26 protein-coding genes and 1 pseudogene are annotated in these 26,908 nt (G+C 43.1%); 11 read left to right on the plus strand and 16 right to left on the minus strand.

Features of this window, described 5'->3' with window-relative positions; all coding sequences use genetic code 11:
• Positions 1–28: 28 nt before the first annotated feature.
• The 8 genes from I6E11_RS06485 (at position 29) to I6E11_RS06520 (ending at position 6,176) form a co-directional block, all read left to right on the plus strand.
• Positions 29–355, plus strand: a complete 327-nt coding sequence (locus tag I6E11_RS06485; protein WP_235337159.1) for an ArsR/SmtB family transcription factor — start codon at positions 29–31, stop codon at positions 353–355.
• A 74-nt stretch (positions 356–429) separates the two neighbouring features.
• Positions 430–873 (plus strand): nitrophenyl compound nitroreductase subunit ArsF family protein, encoded by a 444-nt coding sequence (locus I6E11_RS06490; protein ID WP_235337162.1) that lies wholly within the window; start codon positions 430–432, stop codon positions 871–873.
• Positions 874–882: 9 nt separating this feature from the next.
• Positions 883–1,596 (plus strand): aromatic aminobenezylarsenical efflux permease ArsG family transporter, encoded by a 714-nt coding sequence (locus I6E11_RS06495; RefSeq protein ID WP_235337164.1) that lies wholly within the window; start codon positions 883–885, stop codon positions 1,594–1,596.
• A gap of 12 nt (positions 1,597–1,608) precedes the next feature.
• Positions 1,609–1,842 (plus strand): thioredoxin family protein, encoded by a 234-nt coding sequence (locus tag I6E11_RS06500; protein ID WP_235337167.1) that lies wholly within the window; start codon positions 1,609–1,611, stop codon positions 1,840–1,842.
• A gap of 4 nt (positions 1,843–1,846) precedes the next feature.
• Positions 1,847–2,815 (plus strand): permease, encoded by a 969-nt coding sequence (locus tag I6E11_RS06505; protein WP_235337169.1) that lies wholly within the window; start codon positions 1,847–1,849, stop codon positions 2,813–2,815.
• 43 nt (positions 2,816–2,858) lie between these two features.
• The gene (locus I6E11_RS06510) at positions 2,859–3,314 is read left to right on the plus strand and encodes an arsenate reductase ArsC (RefSeq protein ID WP_235337171.1); all 456 of its coding nucleotides are present in this window, start codon (positions 2,859–2,861) and stop codon (positions 3,312–3,314) included.
• Positions 3,315–3,436: 122 nt separating this feature from the next.
• Positions 3,437–5,428 (plus strand): DUF4954 family protein, encoded by a 1,992-nt coding sequence (locus I6E11_RS06515; protein WP_235337172.1) that lies wholly within the window; start codon positions 3,437–3,439, stop codon positions 5,426–5,428.
• Positions 5,429–5,501: 73 nt separating this feature from the next.
• Positions 5,502–6,176 carry an MgtC/SapB family protein gene (locus tag I6E11_RS06520; RefSeq protein WP_235337173.1) on the plus strand — a complete coding sequence of 225 codons (675 nt, stop codon included), beginning with the start codon at positions 5,502–5,504 and terminating at the stop codon, positions 6,174–6,176.
• A 379-nt stretch (positions 6,177–6,555) separates the two neighbouring features.
• Here I6E11_RS06520 and dapA read toward each other — a convergent pair whose 3' ends face one another.
• Both dapA and ligA read right to left on the minus strand, forming a co-directional pair.
• On the minus strand, positions 6,556–7,449 hold the full coding sequence (gene dapA / locus I6E11_RS06525; protein WP_235337175.1) for a 4-hydroxy-tetrahydrodipicolinate synthase: 894 nt from the start codon (positions 7,447–7,449) through the stop codon (positions 6,556–6,558).
• A 230-nt stretch (positions 7,450–7,679) separates the two neighbouring features.
• A pseudogene (gene ligA, locus I6E11_RS06530) lies at positions 7,680–9,677 on the minus strand (NAD-dependent DNA ligase LigA); the annotation flags it as partial.
• A gap of 124 nt (positions 9,678–9,801) precedes the next feature.
• On the opposite strand from ligA, the gene trmD reads away from it, so the two are divergent.
• Positions 9,802–10,479 carry a tRNA (guanosine(37)-N1)-methyltransferase TrmD gene (gene trmD, locus I6E11_RS06535; RefSeq protein WP_235337178.1) on the plus strand — a complete coding sequence of 226 codons (678 nt, stop codon included), beginning with the start codon at positions 9,802–9,804 and terminating at the stop codon, positions 10,477–10,479.
• A 101-nt stretch (positions 10,480–10,580) separates the two neighbouring features.
• Here trmD and I6E11_RS06540 read toward each other — a convergent pair whose 3' ends face one another.
• The 4 genes from I6E11_RS06540 to holA all read right to left on the minus strand — a co-directional run bounded on the left by I6E11_RS06540 (position 10,581) and on the right by holA (position 14,598).
• Positions 10,581–11,492, minus strand: a complete 912-nt coding sequence (locus tag I6E11_RS06540; RefSeq protein WP_235337179.1) for a dihydroorotate dehydrogenase — start codon at positions 11,490–11,492, stop codon at positions 10,581–10,583.
• Positions 11,480–12,256 carry a dihydroorotate dehydrogenase electron transfer subunit gene (locus I6E11_RS06545; RefSeq protein ID WP_235337180.1) on the minus strand — a complete coding sequence of 259 codons (777 nt, stop codon included), beginning with the start codon at positions 12,254–12,256 and terminating at the stop codon, positions 11,480–11,482. The genes I6E11_RS06540 and I6E11_RS06545 overlap by 13 nt, the downstream gene beginning before the upstream one ends.
• A 193-nt stretch (positions 12,257–12,449) precedes the next feature.
• Entirely contained in the window at positions 12,450–12,911 is a 462-nt protein-coding gene (locus tag I6E11_RS06550; RefSeq protein WP_235337181.1) for a helix-turn-helix domain-containing protein, read from the minus strand.
• Positions 12,912–13,593: 682 nt separating this feature from the next.
• Entirely contained in the window at positions 13,594–14,598 is a 1,005-nt protein-coding gene (gene holA, locus I6E11_RS06555; RefSeq protein WP_235337183.1) for a DNA polymerase III subunit delta, read from the minus strand.
• A 115-nt stretch (positions 14,599–14,713) separates the two neighbouring features.
• Here holA and I6E11_RS06560 point away from each other — a divergent pair, with 115 nt between their 5' ends.
• Entirely contained in the window at positions 14,714–15,163 is a 450-nt protein-coding gene (locus I6E11_RS06560) for a type I restriction enzyme HsdR N-terminal domain-containing protein (protein WP_235337184.1), read from the plus strand.
• A gap of 83 nt (positions 15,164–15,246) precedes the next feature.
• Here I6E11_RS06560 and I6E11_RS06565 read toward each other — a convergent pair whose 3' ends face one another.
• From I6E11_RS06565 to I6E11_RS06595, 7 genes are all read right to left on the minus strand, one after another.
• Entirely contained in the window at positions 15,247–16,074 is an 828-nt protein-coding gene (locus tag I6E11_RS06565; protein ID WP_235337185.1) for a zinc ribbon domain-containing protein, read from the minus strand.
• Between the two features lie 4 nt (positions 16,075–16,078).
• Positions 16,079–16,918: a Nif3-like dinuclear metal center hexameric protein gene (locus I6E11_RS06570; RefSeq protein WP_235337186.1), complete on the minus strand. Its 840-nt coding sequence runs from the start codon at positions 16,916–16,918 to the stop codon at positions 16,079–16,081.
• A 212-nt stretch (positions 16,919–17,130) separates the two neighbouring features.
• Entirely contained in the window at positions 17,131–18,621 is a 1,491-nt protein-coding gene (gene proS, locus I6E11_RS06575) for a proline--tRNA ligase (protein WP_235337187.1), read from the minus strand.
• A gap of 79 nt (positions 18,622–18,700) precedes the next feature.
• Complete coding sequence (locus tag I6E11_RS06580) at positions 18,701–19,873, minus strand: DUF6057 family protein (protein WP_235337189.1); 1,173 nt, start codon at positions 19,871–19,873, stop codon at positions 18,701–18,703.
• A gap of 2 nt (positions 19,874–19,875) precedes the next feature.
• Positions 19,876–21,900 (minus strand): alpha amylase C-terminal domain-containing protein, encoded by a 2,025-nt coding sequence (locus I6E11_RS06585; protein WP_235337190.1) that lies wholly within the window; start codon positions 21,898–21,900, stop codon positions 19,876–19,878.
• A 144-nt stretch (positions 21,901–22,044) separates the two neighbouring features.
• Positions 22,045–23,169, minus strand: coding sequence for an MORN repeat-containing protein (locus I6E11_RS06590; protein ID WP_235337191.1), 1,125 nt, complete (start codon positions 23,167–23,169; stop codon positions 22,045–22,047).
• Positions 23,170–23,195: 26 nt separating this feature from the next.
• Positions 23,196–24,470, minus strand: a complete 1,275-nt coding sequence (locus I6E11_RS06595) for a M16 family metallopeptidase (protein ID WP_262911682.1) — start codon at positions 24,468–24,470, stop codon at positions 23,196–23,198.
• A gap of 84 nt (positions 24,471–24,554) precedes the next feature.
• Between I6E11_RS06595 and I6E11_RS06600 the strand changes: the two genes are divergently transcribed.
• Entirely contained in the window at positions 24,555–24,974 is a 420-nt protein-coding gene (locus I6E11_RS06600; RefSeq protein ID WP_235337195.1) for a 2-amino-4-hydroxy-6-hydroxymethyldihydropteridine diphosphokinase, read from the plus strand.
• Between the two features lie 50 nt (positions 24,975–25,024).
• On the opposite strand, the gene rfbA is transcribed toward I6E11_RS06600, so the two are convergent.
• The 3 genes from rfbA to I6E11_RS06615 form a co-directional block, all read right to left on the minus strand.
• Positions 25,025–25,903, minus strand: a complete 879-nt coding sequence (rfbA, locus tag I6E11_RS06605; protein WP_235337197.1) for a glucose-1-phosphate thymidylyltransferase RfbA — start codon at positions 25,901–25,903, stop codon at positions 25,025–25,027.
• A gap of 23 nt (positions 25,904–25,926) precedes the next feature.
• Positions 25,927–26,469: a dTDP-4-dehydrorhamnose 3,5-epimerase gene (gene rfbC / locus I6E11_RS06610; RefSeq protein ID WP_235337200.1), complete on the minus strand. Its 543-nt coding sequence runs from the start codon at positions 26,467–26,469 to the stop codon at positions 25,927–25,929.
• 187 nt (positions 26,470–26,656) lie between these two features.
• On the minus strand, positions 26,657–26,812 hold the full coding sequence (locus I6E11_RS06615; RefSeq protein ID WP_235337203.1) for a hypothetical protein: 156 nt from the start codon (positions 26,810–26,812) through the stop codon (positions 26,657–26,659).
• Between the last annotated feature and the right edge of the window lie 96 nt (positions 26,813–26,908).

Raw genomic sequence — 26,908 nt, forward strand, 5'->3', positions numbered from 1 at the left:
TTGCGAACAATATTCAAACATACTATTAATGGCGAACAAAAACTATACAGAAGAGCAGGAGAAAATGGCACGTTTTGCCAAGGCAATGGGGCATCCTGCACGTATGGCTATTCTGGAGTTCCTTTTGCGTCAGGAAACATGCTTTTTTGGCGATATCCACGAAGAACTGCCTATAGCCAAAGCCACAGTGTCACAGCATCTTAAGGAACTTAAGGAGGCCGGACTGATACAGGGAGAGATAGAGACTCCGAAGGTGAAATACTGCATCAACAGAGAGAGCTGGGAGCTTGCAGGAAAGATGTTTTCTGCGTTCTTCGGTCAGTCTGTGTGCAAGAAAGAGAGTTGCTGCGGATAAGCAGCATCTTTTTTTTGCTTTCTTTGTTCGTAATTTGACGAAATACTAATAACGTCAATAAACTGAAAAGTTATATGAAGAAAATTGTATTAATGGCCGTAGCCTGCCTAACTTTGGCTTCGTGCGGAATGGGCACAAAGAACGAATCGTCTGCACAGGGAGTGGAAGTGGGAGTACCTGCCCGCGACTGTGTGGAAGTGTTGTATTTTCATGGCAAACAAAGATGTGCCACATGTATGGCGATTGAAAAGAATGCCTCAGAAGCAGTATCAAAAGAGTTTGCCGAGGAGATTAAGAAAGGCGATGTGGTGTTCAGGGTGATAGATATCACAAAGGAAGAGAATGAGGCTATAGCAGAGAAGTATGAGGTAACATGGTCGTCACTCTTTGTGGTAGGACATAAGGATGGCAAGGAAAGTGTGGAGAATATGACAGATTTCGCATTCAATAATGCCAGACAGTCGCCTGATGAGTTCAAGAACGGTGTAGTAGCCACAGTTAGGGAAATGCTTAAATAACCGGCCGTTATGGATTGGCTACAGAATTTGCTTGACAATAGTTCGACTCCCGTTCTGACGGCTTTCCTTCTCGGACTTCTTACAGCCATTTCGCCTTGTCCGCTTGCCACCAATATAGCGGCTGTAGGATTTATTGGCCGAAATATCGAGAATAGGAAACGCGTTTTCATCAACGGACTGCTGTATACGCTGGGGCGTGTGCTTTCGTATACTCTGCTCGGAGTAGTGCTGATAATGATTCTAAGAGAAGGTTCCAGTATGTTCGGCATACAGAAAACCATAGGTACGTGGGGCGAACTTCTTATCGGACCGATGCTCCTCATTATAGGATTGTTCATGCTTTGGGGCGACAGGCTCAATCTGCCTAAGTTCGGTTTTAACGGTAATGCCGAAGGTCTTGCCAGAAAGGGTGGTGTAGGGGCATTGCTCATCGGAGTGCTGTTCGCACTGGCTTTCTGCCCCACAAGCGGTGTGTTCTATTTCGGTATGCTCATACCGATGTCTGCCACTGCTACAGCAGGCTATCTGCTTCCGGCTGTATTTGCCGTTGCTACAGCCATTCCGGTTCTTGTAGTGGCGTGGATACTGGCTTTCAGTGTTCAGCAGATGAGCAGTTTCTACGGACGCATAAAAACCGTACAGAAGTGGCTGAACATAATCGTTGGGATACTATTCATCGTAATAGGTATATACTATTGTTTTGTAATGTTTTTTGATAAATAAACTTATAGAAGTATGGAAATTAAAGTATTAGGACCGGGTTGCAGCAAGTGTAAGACAACCTATCAGGTGGTAGAGAAAGTAATAAAGGAAAACAATCTGGATGTGAAACTCACCAAGGTGGAAGATATCATGGAAATGATGAACTACAATATCATGACTACTCCTGCCATAGTTGTGGACGAGGTAGTGAAGATTAAGGGTAAGGTTCCTACAGAAAGCGAAGTAAAAGAAATTTTAGGTATTTAAAAATATGATACAGGATTTTGCCGACTGGCTGGTTTATGGTATATTCGGCCTTGATGCCGGAACATCTCTTGGTGTGGCTGTAAACTTCTTTTTCTACGACACCATAAAGATACTTATTCTACTGTTCTTTATCAGCGTACTGATGGGCATAATAAACGCATATTTCCCTATCGAGCGTTTGAGAAACTATCTTGTCACACACAAGATGTACGGACTTCAGTATCTGCTGGCATCTATATTCGGAGCAATGACCCCGTTCTGTTCCTGCTCCTCGATACCATTGTTCATCGGTTTCGTCAAGGGAGGAATACCTTTGGGAGTGACATTTGCCTTTCTGATAACATCGCCGTTGGTCAATGAAGTGGCAGTAGCCATGTTCTTCGGCTCATTCGGGCTGAAAGTTACTTTGATTTATGTCATCAGCGGTATATTGCTTGGAGTGATAGGCGGTTTCGTATTGGGTAAGATGAACCTTTCTCCATATCTCAGCGAGTGGGTAAGGCAGATACAGGCCAACTCGTCCGCACAGGCTGAGGAGTGGGAGAAGGACCACACTACATTTTTCAAGCGCTTGCCTTCTATAGTACGCGATGCATGGAAGATAGTGAGCGGGGTGCTGATTTATATCATTATAGGTATCGGTATAGGAGCCTTTATGCACGGTTTCGTTCCTGAAGGATTTTTCGAGCAGTATATGTCGAAAGACAACTGGTATGCCGTTCCGCTTTCTGTGATACTAGCAGTGCCTATGTATGCCAATGCTGCAGGAATAGTTCCTATGATAGGGGTGTTCGTTGCCAAGGGAGTACCTATGGGAACAGCCATAGCATTTATGATGGCTGTGGTAGGTCTGTCACTGCCCGAAGCCACACTGCTCAAGAAAGTAATGACATGGCGGTTGATAGGTATATTTTTCGGAACTGTAGCCTTTTTTATAATTTTGTCGGGCTATCTGTTCAATTATATACTGTAGTATGAAATAACAAACCAACAAACTTAAAAACTCATAAACTCACATGAAAATATTGATTCTTTGTACAGGAAACAGTTGCCGCAGTCAGATGGCACATGGTTTTCTCCAATCGTTTGATGATACATTGGAAGTCTATTCCGGAGGCACTGAACCAGCTGCACAGGTTAACCCAAAGGCAGTAGAGGTGATGAAGGAAGTAGGGATAGACATCAGCAATCACGTACCCACTCATGTAAATACTTACCTTGACAGCGAATGGGACTATGTGATAACCGTATGTGGAGGAGCAAACGAGAGTTGCCCTGCATTTACCGGTAAGGTAGGAAAACGTCTCCACATAGGTTTCGACGATCCGTCGCATGCAACCGGTACAGAGGAATTCATTAACTCCGAATTCCGCAGAGTGCGCGATGAGATAAAGAACGGTTTCGCCCGTTTCTATATTACGGAGATCAAGAAGCAGGAACTGCCTAAATGCTCCTGCGGAGGTAAATGCTGATAAAGATAAAAACATTGTGTTACGGTGCAGATGTGTTAAAATGTATAGTTCCACTATTGTAAACAAAGAAATATGTCATTATCTTTGCCATAAAAGAATGAAAAACAAGTGAAATGAATTTTATGGAACATACTTTTAGAAATCTCACAGTAGCCGAGATTGATACACTCATTGCACAGGGATGTTGTGCCGACAATTGGTCGGACGTAACAGTGGCCGAAGGCTTTAATGCCTTGAAGGTCTGGAATGTAAGAATGTCCGGCAAGATAAGGATAGGGGAGCTTAACGGCGAATTTACCCTTGCCGGTGGAGTAAAGAAATCTTCCGGAATAAGGAACGCCACATTGCACAATGTGACTATAGGCGATGGTTGCTGTATTGAGAATGTAAAGAACTACATTGCCAATTACATTATATCCGACAAGGTTTTTATAGAAAATGTAGACTGCATGATAGTGGACAAACGTTCCACTTTCGGAAATGGTACAGAGGTGTCCGTATTGAGTGAAACTGGTGGAAGAGAGGTAATAATTCATGACAAATTATCTGCCCATGAGGCTTATATAGCTGCCATGTACAGACATCGTCCGGACCTGGCAGCCATGATGAAATCGCTTGTCATGAAATATGCCGACGAGATAGCTTCGGAATACGGATATGTGGGCAATAATGCCATGATTGTAGATACCGGATACATCAAGAATGTACGTATAGGCAGTTTCTGCAAGATAGAAGGTGCAGGACGACTGAAAAACGGTAGTCTGAACAGTAACGAAAGTGCTCCTATACATATCGGTTATGGCGTAATCTGCGACGATTTCATTGTTTCCAGCGGTTCGCACATTGAGGACGGTACCATGCTCACCAGATGTTTCGTAGGACAGGCCTGCCATATGGGACATAACTACTCTGCTTCCGATTCTCTTTTCTTCTGCAACTGTCAGGAAGAGAACGGCGAGGCTTGTGCCATCTTTGCAGGGCCCTTCACCGTCACTCACCATAAGTCGACACTCCTTATAGCCGGAATGTTCTCGTTCATGAATGCCGGTTCTGGTTCGAACCAGAGTAACCATATGTATAAGTTGGGACCTATCCACCAGGGTATCATGGAGAGAGGTGCCAAGACTGCTTCGGATTCTTATATCCTGTGGCCTGCACGCATCGGAGCTTTCTCGCTTGTTATGGGACGCCATGTGGCTCATCCTGACACCACAAATCTGCCTTTCTCATATCTTATAGAAGAGAAGAATACCACATACCTTATGCCCGGTGTAAACCTCCGCAGTGTGGGAACCATTCGCGATGCTCAGAAGTGGCCTAAGCGTGACAACAGAAAAGACCCTTGCCGCATGGATAAGGTGAACTACAATCTCCTCAGTCCATATACCATACAGAAGATGTTCAAGGGCCGTGAGATTCTGAAAGACCTTGCGAGGGTATCGGGCGAAACATCCGAAACATATTCATATCAGAGTGCGAAAATCAAGAATTCATCGCTGAACAAGGGTATAAAGTTCTATGAGACAGGTATTACCAAGTTCCTGGGAAACTCCGTTATCAAGCGTCTGGAAATAACAGAATTCAAGAATGACGAGGAAATACGTGCAAGGCTAAAGCCGGACACTGCCATAGGAACAGGCGAGTGGGTAGACGTTTCGGGACTTATTGCTCCACGCAGTGAGATAGACCGTCTGATGGCAGACATTGAATGTGGTGTGCTTGATTCGGTTGAGAAGATTGATGCACGCCTTACAGAGATGCACAATAATTATTATACCTACGAATGGACTTGGGCTTACGAAAAGATGCTTGAGTTCTTTGGACTGAATGCCGACGAAATAACCAAAGAGGATATTATCCGTATAGTGGAAAAGTGGAAAGAAGCCGTAATAGGACTTGACAGAATGGTCTACGAAGATGCCAAGAAGGAATTCTCCCTTTCTGCCATGACAGGTTTCGGAGCTGATGGAACGAGAGAAGAACAAAGACTTGATTTCGAGCAGGTTAGAGGAGATTTTGAAAGCAATCCGTTCGTTAAGGCTGTCCTTGAACATATTAAGGTGAAAGGCGAATTGGGCGACGAACTGATATCTAGAATGGGCAGAGTGGGATAAACACAGATAGCCCGTCTGTAGGCTTGTTTTTTTCATAAAAAATGCTTATATTTGTGTATAAGCATATTGGATTATGGAAATGTATATGGAATTCATATTAAGGCTGGTTGTGGCCAGCCTTATGGGAGTAATAATAGGCCTAGAGAGGGAATATCGTTCAAAGGAAGCCGGCTACAGGACTCATTTTCTTGTGGCTTTGGGCAGTGCCTTGCTGATGATAGTATCGCAATACGGTTTTTCGGAAGTTCTTGAAACAGACCTTGTAAGGCTTGATCCAAGCCGTTTGGCTGCACAGGTGGTAAGCGGCATAGGTTTTATAGGAGCCGGTACTATAATACTGCTTCAGAAGCAGATTGTACGCGGACTGACCACCGCTGCAGGGATATGGGCCACTTCGGGTATAGGACTTGCAATCGGTGCCGGTATGTATGTCATGGGAATTACTGCCACGGTGCTTTTCCTTATAGGCGTTGAGGTTCTGAATTATTTCTTCAAGGGAATAAGTCTGCGAAGTATGATTGTGGAATTTTCCACTTGTAACCAGGACTCTTTGAAAGATATATCAGCATTGTTCAGTTCCAAGAATTTCATCATAAGCTCGTATGAAATGGAAGAAAAGACTGATGCCAGCGGAAACATTATATATTATGTGACAATGGTAGTAAAGGCTAAGAAGATGAATGAAGAAGGCATATTGCTGATGTTGCTTCATGATTTTCCTGAGATTACTGTGCATAGAATTATTTAATGACAGAATAGATTTTTAAAACGTCAGGACATTTTAATCGAAACATCAAAGCGTTTTGAATAAAATGTCTTGACGTTTTTTCTATGGTATCATGCTACGTGTGAAGCTGTTTTTATTCGTTGGTTTTAGAAAGTATAGTTTTTATATAATCAGTATTATGTTTAATTAGAAATTTGGGTTTTATTACTTCCCTTTTGGCACTATTGTTCATCAATACTCGCAATAATTTATTGGTTTTATTAGAATAACTGTATTCTTATATTATTTCTGATGGCTGAGATTTCAAAATTTGAGATAAAAAGATATCCGGCTTGCAAATTTTGAAATCTCTGCAAGCCGGATATCTGAAAAAATTATTTTATTGAGTTTGGTTATGATTCTAGCATTTTACTTTTAATCCTTCCAGAACTTTGCGCATCTCTTCGTAAGTTGTGATTCTTGTTGGCACAAGTGGAAGTCTCAGTCTGTTTTCTATCATTCCCATCATGCTGAGCATAGCTTTTACGCCGGCTGGATTACCGTCGACGAACAGCAGCTTGAATAATTCCGTAAACTGATGATGAATTGTCAGTGCGCTGTTATAGTCGCCTGCCAGTGCAAGTCTAGTCATACGGCTGAATTCGCGTGGGAATGCGTTTCCAATTACGGAAATCACACCTACAGCTCCCAGTGTTATCAGAGGGAATGTAATTCCGTCGTCACCTGATATGACATCGAAATTTGCAGGTTTTTTCTTGATGATTTCGTCCATCTGCGAGATATCGCCCGATGCTTCCTTTATGGCTACTATATTGTCGAAATCGTGTGCCAGTCTGAGTGTTGTTGCTGCTGTCATGTTTACACCCGTACGTCCCGGTACGTTGTACAGCACTATAGGAAGATTAGTAGACTGTGCTATAGCCTTGTAATGCTGATATATTCCTTCCTGCGAAGGTTTGTTGTAGTATGGCACTGCAATGAGCAATGCATCCACTCCGGTCATATCATCGTTCTTTATAGTGTCTATAACCGTTTGTGTACAGTTGCTTCCCACTCCAAGAAGGATTGGTACTCTTCCGTTAACTCTCTCTATTACAAGGGATTTTATCTTTCTTTTCTCTTCTGCTGTCAGTGTTGGAGTTTCTGCTGTGGTTCCAAGTACACATAGAAAGTCTATGCCGTTCTGTACCTGATATTCCACAAGTCTAAGTAGTGAATCGTAGTCCACGCTTCCGTCTTCCTTGAATGGCGTGATTAGAGCCACTCCCATTCCTTTCAATCTTTTTTGTATCATAATTTAATTATATACGCGTTTATTAGTTACAAAAGTACTAATATTTTCTTTTAAACCTATTTTTCTATCACTTTTTTTGGATAAGTTGATATATTTTTGAATCAGAACAATTCCAATTGTATGTTTTTGTTTGATTTCTTCTTCTTGTCAGTATCAGCCGTTGTCGGAGATTCTGTCTTTTCTACACTTTCTTCCTTGGTTTCTGCTTCCTGACTAGCTGGTTGTGATTCAATCATACTAAGAAACTCTGTTTCGCTCATGATTTTTATACCTAGTGCCTGAGCTTTCTCAAGCTTGCTGGGGCCCATATTCTCTCCTGCCAGTATGAAGCTTGTTTTCTTAGAAATACTGCCCACATTTTTGCCGCCGTGCTTTTCTATGATATCCTTATATTCGTCGCGTGAATGGACTGAAAATACACCGCTTATTACCACCGATTGCCCTTCCAGCAGGTTTGATACATTTGCTGTCTGTTCTGCATTCATCTCCATTTTCAAACCTGCCGCCTTGAGTCTTTCTACCAGCGTTCTGTTTTTTTCGCTGCTGAAGAAATGTATTATGCTTTCTGCTATTTTCTCTCCTATTTCGTCTATGGCAACCAGCTGTTCTTTGGTGGCAGACATTAGTGTGTCTATATTTTTTACTGATTTTGCCAGCTTTTTCGCTACGGTTTCACCCACAAATCTTATTCCAAGAGCGAATATAACGCGTTCAAAACCCACTTGTTTCGAAGCTTCGAGCCCTGCCATTATGTTCTGTGCCGATTTCTCGCCGAACCTTTCCAGTCTGGCTATTTCCTCCTCTTTCAGCTCGTACAGATCGGCAGCATTGTCTATCATTCCTTCCTGATAGAACAAATCTACTGTTTCCGGTCCCAACCCTTCTATATTCATAGCCTTTCTGCTTATGAAGTGTTCTATTTTGCCCTTTATCTGTGGAGGACATGAGTCTTCGTTTGTGCAGTAGTGTGCAGCTTCGTCCTCGAATCTTGTGAGCGGTTCTCCGCACTCCGGGCAGTGTGTGATGAATTCCACCGGTTTGCTGTCTGCCATTCTCGATGCTGTGTCTACTCCTGTTATTTTAGGTATTATCTCGCCGCCTTTTTCCACATACACCATGTCGCCTTCATGCAGGTCCAGACTAGCTATGATATCGGCATTATGCAGCGATGCACGTTTTACGATGGTTCCCGAAAGCTGTACAGGGTCAAGGTTTGCCACCGGTGTTATGGCTCCTGTTCGCCCTACCTGATATGTCACTTTCTGAAGTCGTGTGAGAGCCTTTTCCGCTTGGAATTTATATGCTATTGCCCATCGTGGTGATTTTGCTGTATATCCCAGATTTTTCTGTTGTCTCAGCGAATTTACCTTCAGCACGATACCGTCTGTAGCTACAGGCAGGTTCTTTCTTTCCGTATCCCAATACTTTATGAAGTCGAACACCTCCTGCAGTGTCTTTACCTTTCTTGTGGTGTCCGAGATCTTGAATCCCCATTTCCGTGCTTCTTGCAGATTTTCGTAATGTCCGTCGCATGGCAGATTGTCTCCCAGCAGGTAATAAAGGTAGGCATCAAGCTTTCTGGATGCCACAACCGATGAATTTTGCAGTTTCAGTGTACCCGAAGCGGCATTTCTAGGGTTTGCAAACAGTGGCTCTTCTCTTGCCTCGCGTTCCTTGTTCAGCATTTCGAACACATCCCACGGCATCAGTATTTCTCCTCTTATCTCAAAACTCTGCGGATAATTATCGCCTTTCAGAACTAGTGGAATTGTGCGTATGGTCTTCACATTGTCAGTCACATCGTCGCCTTTCACTCCATCTCCTCTGGTTACGGCTCTCACCAGTTTTCCGTCTTCATATGTCAGCGAGATTGAAGTTCCGTCGAATTTCATTTCGCAGCATATCTCGAAATCCTCGTTCAGCGATTTCCTTACCCTTTCATAGAAGTCTGTAACTTCCTCCTCCGAGTAAGTATTACCAAGCGAAAGCATGGGGTATTTATGCTCCACCTGTACGAAATCTTTGCTGATATCGCTGCCTACTCTCATCGTAGGCGAGTTCTCGTCGTATACTTCCGGATGTTTGGCCTCCAGATCCTGCAGTTCGCGCATAAGGTGGTCAAACTCTATGTCTCCTATCACCGGAGCGTTGAGTACATAATAATTGTGGTTGTGCGTGTGAAGTTCCTCACGCAGCTTGTATATTCTTTCTATTTCGGGATTTGTCATATGATTTATGAATGTTAGATATGCAAATTTAGCAAAAAAACTTATCCTTCAGCCATAAGTACCGGGGATAATATGTATTTTTGCAACTACTAACAACTAAAAACAAAAAACTCCCAAATTATATATGAGAATAGACATAATAACAGTTCTGCCTGAGATGATAGAAGGCTTTTTCAACTGCTCCATCATGAGCCGTGCACAGAAGAAAGGAATAGCCGAGATACATATACATAATCTGCGCGATTATACTACTGACAAATACCGCCGTGTAGATGACTATCCATTTGGCGGTTGTGCAGGTATGGTGATGAAGATTGAACCTATCGACCGTTGCATCACAGCTCTGAAGGAACAGCGCCATTATGATGAAATAATCTTTACAAGTCCAGATGGCGAGAAGTTTGATCAGCCTATGGCAAACTCTCTCTCTCTTAAAGAGAATCTGATGATACTTTGCGGACATTTCAAAGGGATAGACTATCGTATCCGCGAACATCTCATAACCAAGGAAATCAGTATAGGCGATTATGTCCTCACCGGTGGTGAACTGGCTGCAGCTGTCATTGCTGATGCAGTGGTGCGCATCATTCCGGGAGTGATATCCGATGAGCAGTCAGCCTTGTCCGATTCGTTCCAGGACAATCTTCTTGCTCCTCCTGTATATACCCGTCCTGCCGAATACAATGGTTGGAAAGTTCCTGATATCCTTCTTTCAGGTCATGAGGCAAAAATACGTGAATGGGAGTTCCAGCAGTCGCTTGAAAGAACTAAACGTTTGCGTCCTGATTTGTTGGAAGACTGATTTTGTGAAAAAAGATATTTGAAAACAGAAATCCCGTGAAGCACTCAGTGATGCTTCACGGGATTTCTTATTGTTTTCAGATAAACTTCTTTATCTAATCTTTATACCTCCAGCGCTCCGATAATATCACGCACTGAAGAATAACCGTGACGTTCCAGATAGTCGTTGATACCTTCTGCCACTTTCACTGTTACGGCAGGGTCGATGAAGTTTGCTGTACCAATCTGAATGGCAGTAGCACCAGCCAGCATGAATTCTACAGCATCTCTCCAGTTCATGATACCACCAAGTCCGATAACAGGGATGTTCACAGCCTTAGCCACCTGCCATACCATTCTCAGAGCTATAGGTTTCACAGCTGCACCACTCATACCGCCAGTGATGGTAGAAAGAACCGGTTTGCGTTTTTCGGCATTGATAGCCATACCCAGCAGAGTATTGATAAGTGAAACACTGTCAGCTCCTGCACCTTCTGCCGCACGTGCTATTTCAGTGATGTCCGTTACATTAGGCGACAACTTCACGATAAGAGTCTTCTTGTAAACATCTCTTACTGCTTTCACCACCTCTTCTGCACCTTTCGCTGTTACACCGAAAGCCATACCGCCCTGTTTCACGTTAGGGCATGAAATATTAAGTTCGATAGCCGGAATGTTTTCCAGTTCGTTTATGATACGTGCAGTTTCGGCATAGTCTTCAATCTGCGAACCAGACACGTTCACTATCATATTAGTCTTGATATCCTTGATTTTCGGATAGATGTTTTCCACGAAATAGTGAACACCTTTGTTCTGCAGTCCCACGGCATTCAGCATACCCATAGGAGTTTCTGCCATACGCGGATAAGGGTTACCCTCACGATGATGCAGAGTAGTACCTTTTACTATTATACCTCCAATCTTTTCCAGGTCTACGAAATCCTCGAATTCCAGACCGTAGCCGAATGTGCCCGATGCAGTCATCACCGGATTAGCCATATTCAGCTTTCCTATGTTTACGCTTAAATCTGCCATAATAACTTCTTATAATTAAATACAGGACCTTCTTTACATACACACACGTGTCCTTCCTGAGTGTTCTCCACACAGCACAGACATGCACCCACACCACACGCCATAGTGTTCTCAAGCGACACTTCACATTCTATGTCGTTTTCCTTGGCATATTTTGCCACAGCCATCATCATTGGTTTAGGTCCGCAGGTATATATCATGTCGAATTTTGTAGTCTTCAGGATGCTGTGCATAGTAACATATCCCTTTTCGCCTGCCGAACCGTCTTCAGTAGTGGTATACACTTCACCCAATTTTTCAAACTGGTCCAGCTGAAGCAGGTCGTTGGCCGATCTTGCTCCAAGCAGGAATACAGGTTTGCATCCCATTTTCTTCAGAGCTTCGCCCATGTACAGCATAGGAGCAGTACCTACACCGCCACCCACCAGCAGAAGTTTTTTGTCTGATTTTTCAGGCATTGAGAAACCGTTGCCCAATGGAAGAACCACGTTCACTGTATCACCTTTTTTCACTGTAGCCAGTTGTCTTGTTCCGTCGCCAACCAGCTGCACCAGGAACCAAACTTCGTTTGTAGTGCGGTCTACGTAGTTAATCGATATCGGACGTCGCAGGAAAGTAGTATTTGAACCATCAATTCTTATTTCCGCAAATTGTCCGGGAAGCATTTCAGGAAGTGGCTTGTCCTGTGTCAGCTTTATGAGAACATAGTTGTTGTGCAGACGTACGTTCTCTGTTACAGTCAAATCTAAAATGTATTTTTTCATAAAAAACCGGATAAAATCGTTTTGTTATGCAAAGATAGTGCAAACCGAATGAAGTACAAAGTGAAAACATGGTTTTCGACTTTTAATTCCGAGGTGCAGCCTATCTTATCCAAAGATACTAATTTACCTTATAATATATAAGGAGTCCTGAAATAGCGAATCCATCTTTTGACTAAAGAATCAGTTCTACTCATCACTTATTTTCCGGTTTGAACACCTCGAATGTACCGTTATCATAGAAAATTCTTATTTCAGTTATTTTTGGTGCAGGCTTTTCTATATACTTAATCTGCTCCTTTTCAGGTATTTGAGGGGTATAAACAGGCTCTTCTGACGGCTTCTCCTTGCGAAAATCAAAATAAAACTGCCCGTTGTCCGTATTTTGCAGATTCTCGTCGCTTTTGCCTTCTGTTCCATTTTCATAATCTTCGGTACTGGAGGCGCCTCCTGCATACATATCACCTTCGCCATACAGTATCCAGTTCAGGCTGATGTCCGGGAATGATTTGTGCAGACGTTTCACCATGTCAAGGCTTGGGTTATTCCTTCCGCTGAATATATGCGATAGCGATGACGTAGAAATTCCTATCTTATCGGCAAACTCAGCATTGCTTAAGCCTGCCGAACGCATGATTTGGATTATTCTGTCCTTCATTTACAAATGTATTTACTGTTTTATATGACGTTACAAAAGTAATCAATAGATTTTACAAAAACAAACTTACAAGAATAAATGTAAAGTATACAAATGTAATTACAGTTGTCAACTGTAGAACGATTCTGTAATTTACATCTGTATCTCGTTTAAATATTAACTTTGTAAATATTGCGTAAATATTTGATTATGTGTATATTATCATATCATATATGCCTGTATTGCTCGTTTTGCTGCCTTTATCAGCATTTGTCCGCATAAATATTCTAGTATATTCTAGGTTAAGTATTTTAATACCTTGGTAAACAGCAGATTATTTATTATTATATGCAATGAAAATATATACATTTACAGAAATAAATAGATACATAAGTGTTGTATTACAGTTGTCCCCTCTACCCTATTACAATTGTATATCTGTTTATAAATGGATATTTTTTGTCTCTTGATAATACACATGTAATCTTATTACAATTGTAATTTACAAAACTAAATCAGATTTTTCCATACATATATAAACAGATTTCCTGTTCTACACACAAATCGCTGAGAATTGAAAATTTTCGTCCAAATGTACAGATGGCTGTAAATTTTAAAATCTCGCACCATCATACATTTGTGCATAAAAAAAGCCTTACCCTCATCGGATAAAGCTTCCTTCATGTGATATATGTGTGTAATATCAGTGTAGAATGAAATAGACGAGCTCTCTCAGCAGTTCTCCTGCCGATAGTGATACATTACCTATTCCTTTAGAACGTGCGTCACAGAGCCTTATTTGCGTTATTATGTTCATCACCTTTACTCCTGAATATCTTCTCATACCTTCCAGATATTCTTTTGCCAGCCACGGCGATTTCAGCCCCAGATATGCAGCTACACCATTCTCCGATCTTTCAGGAGCATAATATGCCACCATAAGGTTCGAGAAATAGTTGAAAAGAATTGCCAGAGTCGGTTGTAGCGGATTGTTCTTCGGGTTATCGTTGAAGTATTTCACTATTTTGTTAGCCTTCAGTGTATCCTTTGCTATCAGTGCACTTTTCAGTTCGAAGTTGTTATAATCCTTGCTTATTCCTATGTTTCTTTCAATCTCGTCAGGAGTTATTCTGTTTTTGCCTTTAGGCATTGTTATGATTAGTTTTTCCAGTTCCCCTGCCATTCTGTTCAGGTCATTGCCCACAAAGTCGGCCATCATCTCGGCTGCCTTGTCTTCAATTTCCATCTTTCTTCTTTTCAGGTACGACGAGATAAATCCCGGCAGCATATTCTCCTTTAGTTTTTTCGATTCAAAAACCACGCCGTTTTTTTCTATTTCCGCCACGATTTTCTTTCTCTTGTCCATTGCACCATGCTTATAGCAGAACACCAGTACAGTCGAATTTAAAGGCTTCTGCAGGTAGAATCCCAGTTCGTCCCACGATCTCAGGTTCTGTGCTTCCTTCACCATCACCACCTGCCTTTCCGACATCATCGGATATCTCTTTGCATTGTTCACTATGCTGGCCATGTCCGTATCCATGCCATACACCACTGTCAGGTTGAATTCCTTCTCGTTTTCGTCCAGGGCATTGTCGGCTATATAGTCAGCAATCCTGTCTATATAGTAATCTTCCTCGCCCATCAGCAGGTATACCGGTTCAAACTTTCCGTTTTTTATGTTCTTGGCAATATCTTCGTACGTCATCTTTATTTTCTTATGTTATGATTTCAGCTTTTCAGGTCGTTTTACTACTTTTGTACTGATAAATTTCCGTTACAAATTGTTGTCGGAACCTTACTTTTAAATGCAAATATACGAAATGTTATCATTAAACCTCCCTTCAGCGCCTCTTAAAATTGCCGACAGGAATGGCAAGAAGTATATATTCGATGTTCTCAGGAAGAAATACGTGGCTCTCACTCCCGAGGAATGGGTCCGTCAGCATTTTGTTCATTTCCTTACCGGTCATCTTGGCTATCCCACCGGTCTGTTGGCAAATGAAGTGAGCATCTCCCTTAATGGCACATCCAAGCGTTGCGACACAGTTCTCTATTCCCAGTCACTGTCTCCCCGCATGATTGTGGAATACAAGGCGCCCGATGTCAGAATCACCTCAAAGGTGTTCGAGCAGATAAGCCGTTACAATATAGTTCTCCGTGTAGACTATCTCATCGTCACCAACGGTATCACCCATTATTGCTGTAAGGTAGATTATTCCACGGGCCAGTGTCATTATCTCTCATCCGTTCCCCCTTACCAGGCATTATGAAAAAAGGCAATAGCCATAATGTTTTTGTCAAACATTTTTACGCTACTGCCTTTAAATAGAATGAAAATATAGAATGAGTCTCTTTATTCAGCCGATGATGCCGATAGTCTTGATCTTCTTGGCTTGGTTTCCTTAACTTCAGTTTCAGCCGGTACTACACCTGCCAGTTCAGGGTCCACCATGATTCTACCGCAATACTCGCACACGATGATTTTCTTTCTCATTCTGATGTCAAGCTGTCTCTGAGCCGGTATTTTGTTAAAGCAACCACCGCAAGCACCTCTTTGCACGTATGTAATTCCCAATCCGTTTCTGGAATTGCTTCTGATACGTTTGAAAGCCTGAAGCAATCTTGGTTCGATACCGCTTTCCAGTGCTTTTGCACTTTCTCTCAGTTTTTCTTCTTCCTGTTTTGTTTCGGCTACAATTTCGTTCAGTTCGTTTTTCTTGTCCTCAAGGTCCTTGCTTCTTTCTTCCAGTACGTTCTGGCTTTTAACTATTTCCTCTTCTTTAGCTTTGATTGAAGCGTTAGCTTCCTTGATTCTCTTTTCGTTCAATTCTACTTCCAGCGACTGGAATTCTATTTCCTTTGTCAGCACGTCATACTCTCTGTTGTTTCTTACGTTGTCCTGCTGAGCCTTATATTTTTCGATAGAAGCCTTAGCCGATTCGATGTCTATTTTTCTTGTTGCAACGTTCTGCTTCAGTTCTTCTATCTCGTTTTTGATTTTTTCTATACGTGTATTCAATCCTGTAATTTCATCTTCAAGATCTCTTACTTCAAGTGGCAACTCTCCTCTAAGAGTTTTGATTTTGTCCATTTCAGAAAGAATAGTCTGCAGTTTATACAGAGTTGTAAGTTTCTGCTCAACGCTTACTTCCGCGTTGTCTTTCTTGATATCTTTAGCCATAGTTTTACAAATATTTTATTGGGTTTGTATTTATTCTTGTTATTTCAGTTCTCAATGTAGGGAATTTTCTGTTCAGCACATCCCTTAGTATTTCCTTTGTGAATTGTTCGCTTTCGTAATGTCCTATTTCCGTAGCCAGAATACTGTCTTCATAGTAGAAATAGTCATGATATTTTATTTCACCTGTCACGAATGCGTCAGCATGTTCTTTTACAGCCTTTTCCATTAGGAAAGCACCTGCTCCGCCACACACGGCAACTTTCTGTATCAGTCTTCCCGTCAGTCTGGTGTGCTTTACGCAGCCTGCTTCGAACGTTTTCTTCACATGTTTCAGGAATTCGGTTTCCGTCATAGGTTCTTCCAGTTCTCCTATGGCTCCTGCGCCTGCAGTAAGCCATTTAGGCATTCCCTTTATATCTTCCGCCTTTACGTTTTCCTCCACATCCTGCGTCATGTACTCTTTCGGGTCTATCACCCTTACATTAGTCAGCCCTATTTTTTCAGCTATCTTGTAGTTCACGCCGTTAGGAGCATTATCCAGATTGGTATGCATCGAGTATATGGCGATTTCGTTTTTTATGGCAGTCATTATACATCTTTCAGTATAATCCTTTCCTGTAATCGATTTATACCCTCTGAACATAAGCGGGTGATGCGATATAATCAGGTTTATTCCCTGATTTATAGCCTCTTCCACCACATCTTCAGTGACGTCCAGACACAACAAAGCCCCTGTAGCTTCCACGTCTGTCAATCCCACTTGCAGTCCGGCATTGTCAAATCCGTCTTGCAGGGGCAGAGGCGCGAATATCTCAAGGGCATCAATAATTTCCTTAATTTTCATATTTGCGAATAAAATTCTGTGCAAAAATAAAAACAAAGAAGCTTGTAGGCGTAATGGAGAGTGAAAAATTAGGATTTTTTCACAGAGATTGGAATGCGTTGCGAAGTTAGAGAGAAAGTATTATAATATAGAGAAGGTAAAGCAGGCAATAACTTACTCACCTCCTTTACCTCCTTTATTATTTTACCTTCTTTTTTTTGCTACCCAAAGAATCAATATGCTCTTGCAAACAATACTCTTCTTGCCGAAGGTTTGCCTGTCACCATATCCACGCCCGGAGTCAGACTCTCTTCGTCAGCTTCGAAAGGCAGACATCTGATGGTAGCCTTTGTTTCTTCCTTGATTCTTTCTTCAGTTTCAGTAGTACCGTCCCAGTGAGCCAGGATGAAACCACCCTTTTCTATCTGTTCCTTGAATTCATCGTATGTATCCACTTTCACGATGTGCTCGTTTCTGTACTTCAGAGCCTTCTGGTAGATATTTTCCTGAATTTCTTCAAGCAGATTCTTTACATATTCTTCTATGCCGTCGCAAGAGCGTGTCTCTTTTTCCAGAGTGTCACGGCGCATGATTTCCATTGTATTGTTTTCCAGATCGCGTCCACCCATTACTAGTCTCACAGGTACACCCTTCAGCTCGTAGTCGGCAAATTTGAATCCCGGACGCTTGTTGTCAGCATTGTCATATTTCACGGAGATACCCATGCTGCGCAGCTTGTTCACTATGCCGTCCACCTTCTCGTTAATCTGGTTCAACTGTTCTTCGTTCTTGTAGATAGGCACGATAACCACCTGTATAGGAGCCAAGTGTGGAGGAAGTACCAATCCGTTATCATCAGAGTGAGTCATGATAAGTGCACCCATCAGACGTGTAGAGACACCCCATGAAGTAGCCCATACATAATCCAGCTTGTTGTTCTTGTCTACGAACTGTACGTTGAATGCCTTTGCGAAGTTCTGTCCCAGGAAGTGTGAAGTACCGCACTGCAGTGCCTTACCGTCCTGCATCAATCCTTCAATAGTGTAAGTGTCCAGTGCACCGGCAAAACGTTCGTTAGCCGATTTCACACCCTTCACTACAGGTACAGCCATATATTTTTCAGCAAATTCGCCATACACGTGCAGCATCTTCTGAGCTTCAGCTTCAGCTTCTTCTCTGGTAGCGTGAGCTGTGTGACCTTCCTGCCACAGGAACTCTGCAGTACGCAGGAACAGGCGTGTACGCATTTCCCATCTCATTACGTTGGCCCACTGGTTACACAGGATAGGCAGGTCTCTGTATGAGTTTATCCAGTTCTTGTATGTACTCCATATGATAGTTTCCGAAGTAGGTCTGATTATAAGTTCCTCTTCCAGTTTTGCGTTAGGGTCCACAATTACTCCCGAACCGTCTTCTGCGTTTTTCAGTCTGTAGTGAGTCACTACTGCACATTCCTTGGCAAAACCTTCCACGTGTTCAGCTTCACGGCTCAGGTATGATTTTGGGATTAGCAATGGGAAGTATGCGTTCACATGTCCTGTAGCTTTGAACATGTCATCCAGTTGTCTCTGCATTTTCTCCCATATAGCATATCCGTAAGGTTTAATCACCATACATCCTCTTACAGGCGACTGTTCAGCCAAGTCAGCCTTTACCACTAGGTCGTTATACCATTGTGAATAGTTTTCACTTCTTTTGGTAAGTTCTTTAAGTTCTTTAGCCATAGCTATTTTAAATTTGTTTTTTATTAGTGCGCAAAAGTAATAAAAAAAGCGTACAGTAGTATGCTGTACGCTAAAAAAGTTATTCCTGATAGTCGTAATACCACCAAAAAGTATCTCCGAACTCCAGTCTCATTTTGTTTCTTTCCTCATTTGGGCTTTTGTACGTTTCCTTTTGCCTCTTCACGTACTCCATTCTTCGTTTTGTGCAGATGCTGTCAGTGTCATGTATTTCGAATTTCCATTCCGGACACATCTCTTTATACATTATGGCAGCTTCTTTCAGATATCTTTGCAGCGAATCGTTCTTTGTCTTTTCTATCTCTGCGGCCAGTGTTTTCAGATTCTTATCAAGCATCAGTCCGGCCATGTAATAGTCTTTCACAAAGCTGCAGCTGTCGTTTTTCCCGGCCAGTCGTTTCAGATAATCCATTTTCGTTTCCCCCGGCTCAGGCTTTTCTCCCAGCATTGCATACACAGAGTCGTTCGTATACCTCAGTGTTTTTGTAGAGTCATAATCAAAGAACAGTCCGTTTTCCTTATAATACTGTGGATATCTGAAAATCATCTCCCCGGCTATCCCCTCTTTCGTCATGGCCATCATTCTCAGTGCGGTCATGGTTTTTGTCGTTCTAAGCGATTTTTCCGCCACCTTCAGCACCTCGTTATAGTTGCCCTTGTCCATCAGGGTCTCCATTCTCAGTTCATTGTGCAGATATCTGTTTGTGTTGCCCAGACACACAGTTGCCACAGAGAGGATAAGCATTGTGCCTACGTTCCACATCAAGGTCCCCATCATATCAGGTTTCTGTGCGGTTCTCCTCGTGTTTTTCCTTATCAAGGCCACTATTGTCACATACAGTGCAGTAACGGTAGGCATAATCCACCACCATGCGTAACTTGCCCCGTTCATGTACACATCCCTTTCGAATGCCGTCATGGTTATCAGTCCCATGAACGAAGGCACATAAGCCAGTCCGTGAGCAGCCCCTTTAAGTCTCATTATCAGGTTCAGGCTCCATTTCAGAATCATCAGAATCACGATAATGATAATCGTAGCAGGCACCACATGGAATTCCGAAGTCCCTTTCGACATCGACATATGCATGGCTCCCAGCAGGTCCTTCTGCATCACAGCCAGATATACGGCTGAAAATATTATAAACATCAGGCTGCACACCATGATACTTAGGCGTGCAGCTGCATTGTTATATCTGTTATATCTGCTATAGTCCTTATAGTTGTTCCAGCCCATAATTATTTCATTACCCTTTTCAGTACCACCGCAGTCCTTGCCGGTAAGTAAAGTTTAAGCCATTCTTTTCTTTCTTTGGCATACAGTGGGTCAGCACATGTATAGTGGGTAATAGAGTCGTCGTTGAATCCAAATCCACCGAAATCCTTGCTGTCGGTATTCAGTACCACCTGATATGCTCCCTTAGGAACAAGGAATCCGTAGTCTGTAAACGATCTTGTCGGGTTGAAGTTGAACACAAATACCAGATCTTTTCGTCTGTATGCCAGTACTTGGTCGCCATCATTGTGCCATATTTCCACCACATCCGTTTTCTGGATGTTTTTCACGCTTTTTATTGTCTCTACCATCTTTTGGTCGAAGTCGCCTAGATAATGGTAACACAATTCTTTGTTATCCACCAGGTTCCATTGTCTTCTTGCATATTTGTGCGACCATCCGTTGCCTTCTCTTGGGAAGTCTATCCATTCCGGATGTCCGAATTCATTACCCATGAAGTTCAGGTAACCGCCGTTGATAGTCGATGCAGTTAGAAGTCTTATCATCTTGTGCAGTGCCATACCTCTCTGTACCACTCCGTTTTCGTCACCTTTTTTGAAGTGCCAGTACATATCGGCGTCACACAGTCTGAATATAATTGTCTTGTCTCCCACCAGAGCCTGGTCATGACTTTCGCAGTACGAAATGGTTTTTTCATCCTTTCTTCTGTTTGTCACTTCCCAGAACAGGCTCGACGGTTTCCAGTCCTCATCCCTTCTTTCCTTTATTATCTTAATCCAGTAGTCAGGGATGTTCATTGCCATTCTGTAGTCGAATCCGTAACCGCCATCCTGTATCGGAGCAGCCAGTCCCGGCATACCCGACACCTCTTCCGCTATGGTGATAGCCCTCGGATTTACTGTATGAATCAGTTTGTTGGCAAGTGTCAGATAGCATATAGCATTATCGTCCTGGTGTCCGTTATAATAATCTCCATAGTTGCAGAAAGCCTCTCCCAGTCCGTGGCTGTAGTACAGCATCGAAGTCACTCCGTCGAATCTGAATCCGTCGAATTTGAATTCTTCCATCCAGTATTTACAGTTCGATAGCAGGAAGTGCAGCACCTGATTCTTTCCGTAGTCAAAGCACAGCGAGTCCCATGCCGGATGTTCTCTTCTGTCTCCCTGATAGAAATATTGGTTCGGGTCGCCCGCAAAGTTGCCCAGACCTTCCACCTCGTTTTTCACTGCGTGCGAGTGTACTATATCCATTATCACCGCTATACCCATCTGGTGTGCAGTGTCAATCAGCTGTTTCAGTTCGTCCGGAGTACCGAATCTTGACGATGGGGCGAAGAAGCTCGACACATGATATCCGAAGCTTCCGTAATACGGATGCTCCTGAATAGCCATAATCTGTATGCAGTTATATCCGTCCTCTGCAATTCTGGGAAGTATCTTTTCCCTGAATTCGTTGTACGTACCCACCTTTTCCTCATCCTGGGCCATACCGATATGACATTCATATATCATCAGAGGTCCCACATTAGGGATAAACACTTTCTTTTTGAACTTATACGGTTTGGCAGGATCCCAAACCTGTGCGCTGAATATTTTTGTATTTTCATCCTGAACCACTCTTGTGGCCCATGCCGGTATACGTTCGCCGCATCCGTTGCTCCAGTACACTTTCAGTTTGTACAGGTCTCCGTGTTTTATGGCTTTAGCCGGCAGTTGTATCTCCCAGTTTTCGGTTCTTTTAACTCTTTCAAGCTTAAATTCCGGAGTTTCTTTCCATCCGTTAAAGTCTCCCACCAGATATATGGCGGTAGCATTAGGAGCCCATTCTCTCAGAACCCATTTGGTTTCTTTACCCTCTTTGATTTTATGCAATCCGAAGTACAGGTACCCTGATGCAAAGTCTTCCAGCGAGCATCTTTTAGTCAGTTCCTTTTCTTTGTTGATTACCATTTCGTGTCTTCCGTTAATGGCATTTGCATATGGCTCCAACCAGGGGTCATTTTTAATAATGTTCAAAACTTCGTTCATGTTATTAAGCAAGTTATTAAGTTCAAAAGTTATCAATTATGACACTCAATAAATGACTGTCTAAGACAAAAATAGATTATTTTTTTTAGAAAAGGAAATATTGATATAAAAAAAAACCGTGCAAGGTTGTTATTTTATATCGTTTCACATTTTTTTGTCATCAAGAAGTCTTCCATTCTTAAAATTCCCTTTTCTTATAATCTTTCCCGAAGCGTCTTTCTCCACGAATTCTCCGTCTTTCTTTCCGTTCTTGAATTCTCCTTCAAATATTGTTCCGTCTTTGTCCGTAAGGGTTCCTTTTCCATGCTCTTTTCCTTTCACGAATTCTCCTTCATACACATCCCCGCTTGCCATGACCAGTTTCCCTTTTCCTTCTGCCATGTTGTTCTTCCATTCACCCTCGTAAATATCCCCGTTGGCCCATACGTATTTTCCGTATCCGTTTCTCACATTGTCTTTCCAGTCTCCCGTATACGATGCTCCGTTGGCCCATACGAATTCTCCTTTGCCGTGCTGCTTACCGTTCTTGAACTCCCCTTTGTACACATCACCGTTAGGATACATATATACCCCTTTCCCGGTTCTTTCGCTGTTGGAATATTCACCTTCATACCTTTCTCCGTTATGGAATGCATATACACCCTTTCCGTCCTGTACATCGTTCTTCCATTCACCTGTATACTTGTCACCGTTTGTATAAACGAATGTACCTTTTCCGTGTCTGAAACCTTTTTTCCATTCACCTTCGTAGTACGAGCCGTCTTCCCATGTCATCTTTCCCTGTCCTTCTTTCAGGTCGTCTTTCCATGTTCCGTCATACACAGCTCCACCTTTCCATATATATTTTCCGTTTCCGTTTCTCTTGTTTTCGCTCCATTCTCCCGAGTACCAGTCGCCGTTAAAGTATTCCATAGTTCCTTTACCCTCCTGGCGGTCCCATTTCCATTCTCCCTTGTACATATTGTTGTTTGTGAAGTAATATGTTCCTTCACCCTGTTTCATATCATCCTTCCACTCACCTATGTACCTTTCTCCTATGTTCAGCATCATTGTACCCTCACCGTCTCTTTTGCCTTTCAGGTACTCTCCTTCGTACATGTCTCCGTTAGGATATACAGTCCTCCCCATTCCGTTAGGTCTTCTCCTTTTCAGCTGTCCGGAGTATTCTGCCCCGTTTTTAAACTTGTAATATCCCACTGAGAGCTGCGCCTCCATTTCCGTGGCTGCACATATCATCATCACGCCCAGTGCTATGCCATATTTTCTCATATCCATTATAATCGTTATTTGTCAATTTAAGAATGTTCCACATTTCCGGCCACAACCTCCACCATATCATCCCAGTTCAGGTATTTGTTGGCCAGTTCCATAATTCTCTTTCCTGAAATATTTCTTATCGAGTCCACCGAGCGGTCGAAGAAATCATCTTCCACCCCAGCCGTCAACACATAAATCCATGCTTCCGAAATCGACAGCGAGTTTTCATAAGCCCTGCATATGTCACCCATCATATAGTTTCTCACCATCACCATCTCTTCTTCCTGCGGTTCCACGTTCTTCAGTCTGTCTATTTCATACTTCACTTCCTTCACCACATTCTCCACATACTCGTTGGCAGTCTCGGTGCTTATAATCATGATGCTTTTTCCCGGATATGTCACTATACCCGAACCTATTCCGTACGTATACCCCTTGTCCTCCCTGATATTCTTCATCAGTCTGCTTCCGAAGTATCCGCCCAGTATGGTATTCATCACTTTGCTGTCCATAAAGTCATCGTGCAGACAGTCCGGCATGAAGCATCCTATTTTTACCGAGCTTTGCAGGGCATCCTTTTTCTCCACCGTCACCCTTTTTCTGTTTCCTTTTTCCGGTTCCGGCATACATATAATGCCTTTGCTCCTGTTTCTGCCCCATTTTTCCTTGCCGAAACACTCTTCAATCTTTTTCAGCACCTCTTCGGTCACCTTTCCTGCCACGAAAATCGTACAGTTTTCGGCATAGTAGTTCTCCTGGTAGAAACTTTCCAGCATCTCCCTGTTCATGTTGTCGTAATCCTGTGCTTCAGCAAATCTCCCCAGCGGATGATTTTCTCCGAACAGTTCCTTGTTCAGCCTTTTCCTGGCCATCACTTCCACTCTTTGTCTGTTCACCATATACACCTGCTTGTTCGATTCGGTCACAATCTTCAGTTCCCTTTCCGGGAATACAGGATTTTTTACCATATCTTCCAGCACCTCTATAGTCTGCCCGAAGAATTTGTTCAGCGAATAAAGAGTTATGAATCCGTTTTTCACTGACGACGACAGGTCGAGCCATGCCCCGTAGAAATCCAGTTTCTCTGCTATTACAGCCGATGTCATATTCCTTGTACCCTCTCTCAGCATTCTGTTTGTCATCATGGCCTGTAGTGGATATTTCTGGTCCAGCTGTCCGCTTCCGGTCACAATGTCCATTCTCACCACATCCTCTTTTCCCAGGTCAAGGATATTCAGTACAATTCCGTTTGGAAGGATTTTTCTTATAGGTCTATTTATCTTGATTTCGGCTATATGTTCTATGGCCGGCATTATCTTTCTGTCCACGCTTTTATATATAAATTAATCATTGATATGCAAAAATACGAATAAATTCATAATTTTGTATGCAAAAGAATGCAAAAGAATACAATACAAAGATTATTCAGCAACACTATGTCATCAGTCACCTGCATCATCTGTCTCGGGTCCAACTATTGTCCCGAGCATAATATAAGCCTTGCTGTCAGGCTTCTCACTTCATCTTTTCCCCACATACGTTGGGGCAAGACCATTGTCACCCCGGCCACCGGAGTATCCCGTCCTGTCCCCGACTATCACAATCTGGCAGCCATATTCACCACCACCATGTCATTGCCTGCTCTCAGGTCATTGCTCAAGGAAACAGAAAAAGCCTGCGGACGCACACCGGAATCCAAATCCACAGGCCTGATTCCCATCGATATCGACTTGTTGCAATACGACGGAACCATACTTAAACCCGAAGATATGAATACCGCCCACGTCAGGCAGGCACTTTCCTCACTTATAAAGTAATAGGAACCAACGCCCCTCTCCGTCGCTTCCTAATTCTTAATTTTTAATTCTTAACTCTTATTTATCATTTGCATCAGATACTGTCCGTACTGGTTCTTCAGCATCGGCTGCGCATTCTTCCTCATCTGCTCCTCGTCTATCCATCCCTTGCGATAGGCAATACCTTCCAGACACGCTATTTTCAGTCCAGTACGCTTTTCCAGCACCTCTATATATGTCGAAGCCTCGCTCAGCGAGTCATGCGTACCCGTATCCAGCCATGCGAAACCACGTCCCAGCGTCTGCACCTTCAGCTCACCGTCCTCCAGGAACTTCTGGTTCACAGTCGTTATTTCCAGCTCCCCACGTGCCGACGGCTTGATGTTCTTCGCCACTTCCACCACCTTGTTAGGATAGAAATACAGTCCCACCACAGCATAGTTCGACTTCGGATTCTCCGGTTTCTCCTCTATGCTCAGGCAGTTGCCCTGCTTGTCGAATTCAGCCACACCGTAACGTTCCGGGTCGCTCACCCAGTAGCCGAACACCGTAGCCTTCTTCTCCTCTTCTGCCATGCGTACAGCCTCCTTCAGCATTCCGCTGAAACCAGCCCCGTGGAAGATGTTGTCGCCCAGCACCAGACAGGCCGAGTCATCGCCTATAAACTCCTCGCCTATGATGAAAGCCTGTGCCAGTCCGTCCGGCGAAGGCTGTTCTGCATATTCGAACCTCACGCCGAATTCCGTTCCGTCACCCAGCAGACGCTTGAACCCCGGAAGATCATGCGGAGTCGATATAATCAGTATCTCCCGTATACCTGCCAGCATAAGCACGGAGATAGGATAATAAATCATCGGTTTGTCGAAGATAGGGAGCATCTGCTTGCTCACTCCCTTGGTGATGGGATAAAGTCTTGTTCCGCTACCACCTGCCAGTACGATTCCTTTCATATGATTTTTTTAAGTTGTTGGTTTTAAATATCCATCTCCTTCAGTCTTGGATGCTTCTTGTCCTTGTCCGACAGGATAACCTTATCAGCCGGTATCCTCCAGTCTATACCCAAGTCCGGATCATCCCATGCTATGGCCCCTTCCGCTTCAGGAGCATAGAAATTGTCGCATTTATACTGGAAAATCACCTCTTCGGACAGTACGGCAAACCCATGTGCAAATCCTCTTGGGATGAACAGCTGCCTGTGGTTATCCTCAGTCAGTTCCACAGCCACATGCTTACCGAATGTGGGCGAGCCTTTCCTGATGTCCACAGCCACATCCAGCACCGCTCCTTTTATCACCCTCACCAGTTTGCTCTGGCTGTAAGGCGGTTTCTGGAAATGCAGTCCCCTCACCACACCATATTGCGATTTGCTTTCGTTGTCCTGTACGAATCTTGTGTCACACACTTCCTTGCAGAACACCCTTTCCGAGAACGATTCGAAGAAATACCCCCTCGCATCCTCGAAAATCCGTGGTTCTATAATCACCACACCATCTATATCAGTTTTAATAATATTCATTGTCAGTATTCTTATGAAAAATTCAAATGCAAATTTAGCAAAATAATATTAAACACCTAATTTATATCACAAAAAAGCCGGAGTCCCTATCCCCATTCAGGAGATATCAGGACTCCGGCCGTCTTTCTCATTGTACTGTTAAATGGACCTCATTAACTCCATTAACTTCTCTAACTTCACTCCATACTTACGCTCCCACCTGCACATCTTCAGCTTCCTTCTTCGGTTTCTGTTCCACCTTTTCAAACTTCAGCGTGCTCTGCATATTCTTCAGTGTTTCGCCGCCTCTGAACAGGATTCTCGATTTCTTTATATTACTGTCCGCTAAAAGTTCATACATCATTATAATGATAGGGCCGTCCTCCGATTTTGGAAGTCAGCCCTATTTTGGTTATCTTTGAGTCACCACACTAAAAGTTTAACCATGAGCAAAAGTACA

Source organism: Bacteroides caecigallinarum, from assembly GCF_021531075.1.
Classification (GTDB): domain Bacteria; phylum Bacteroidota; class Bacteroidia; order Bacteroidales; family Bacteroidaceae; genus Phocaeicola; species Phocaeicola caecigallinarum_B.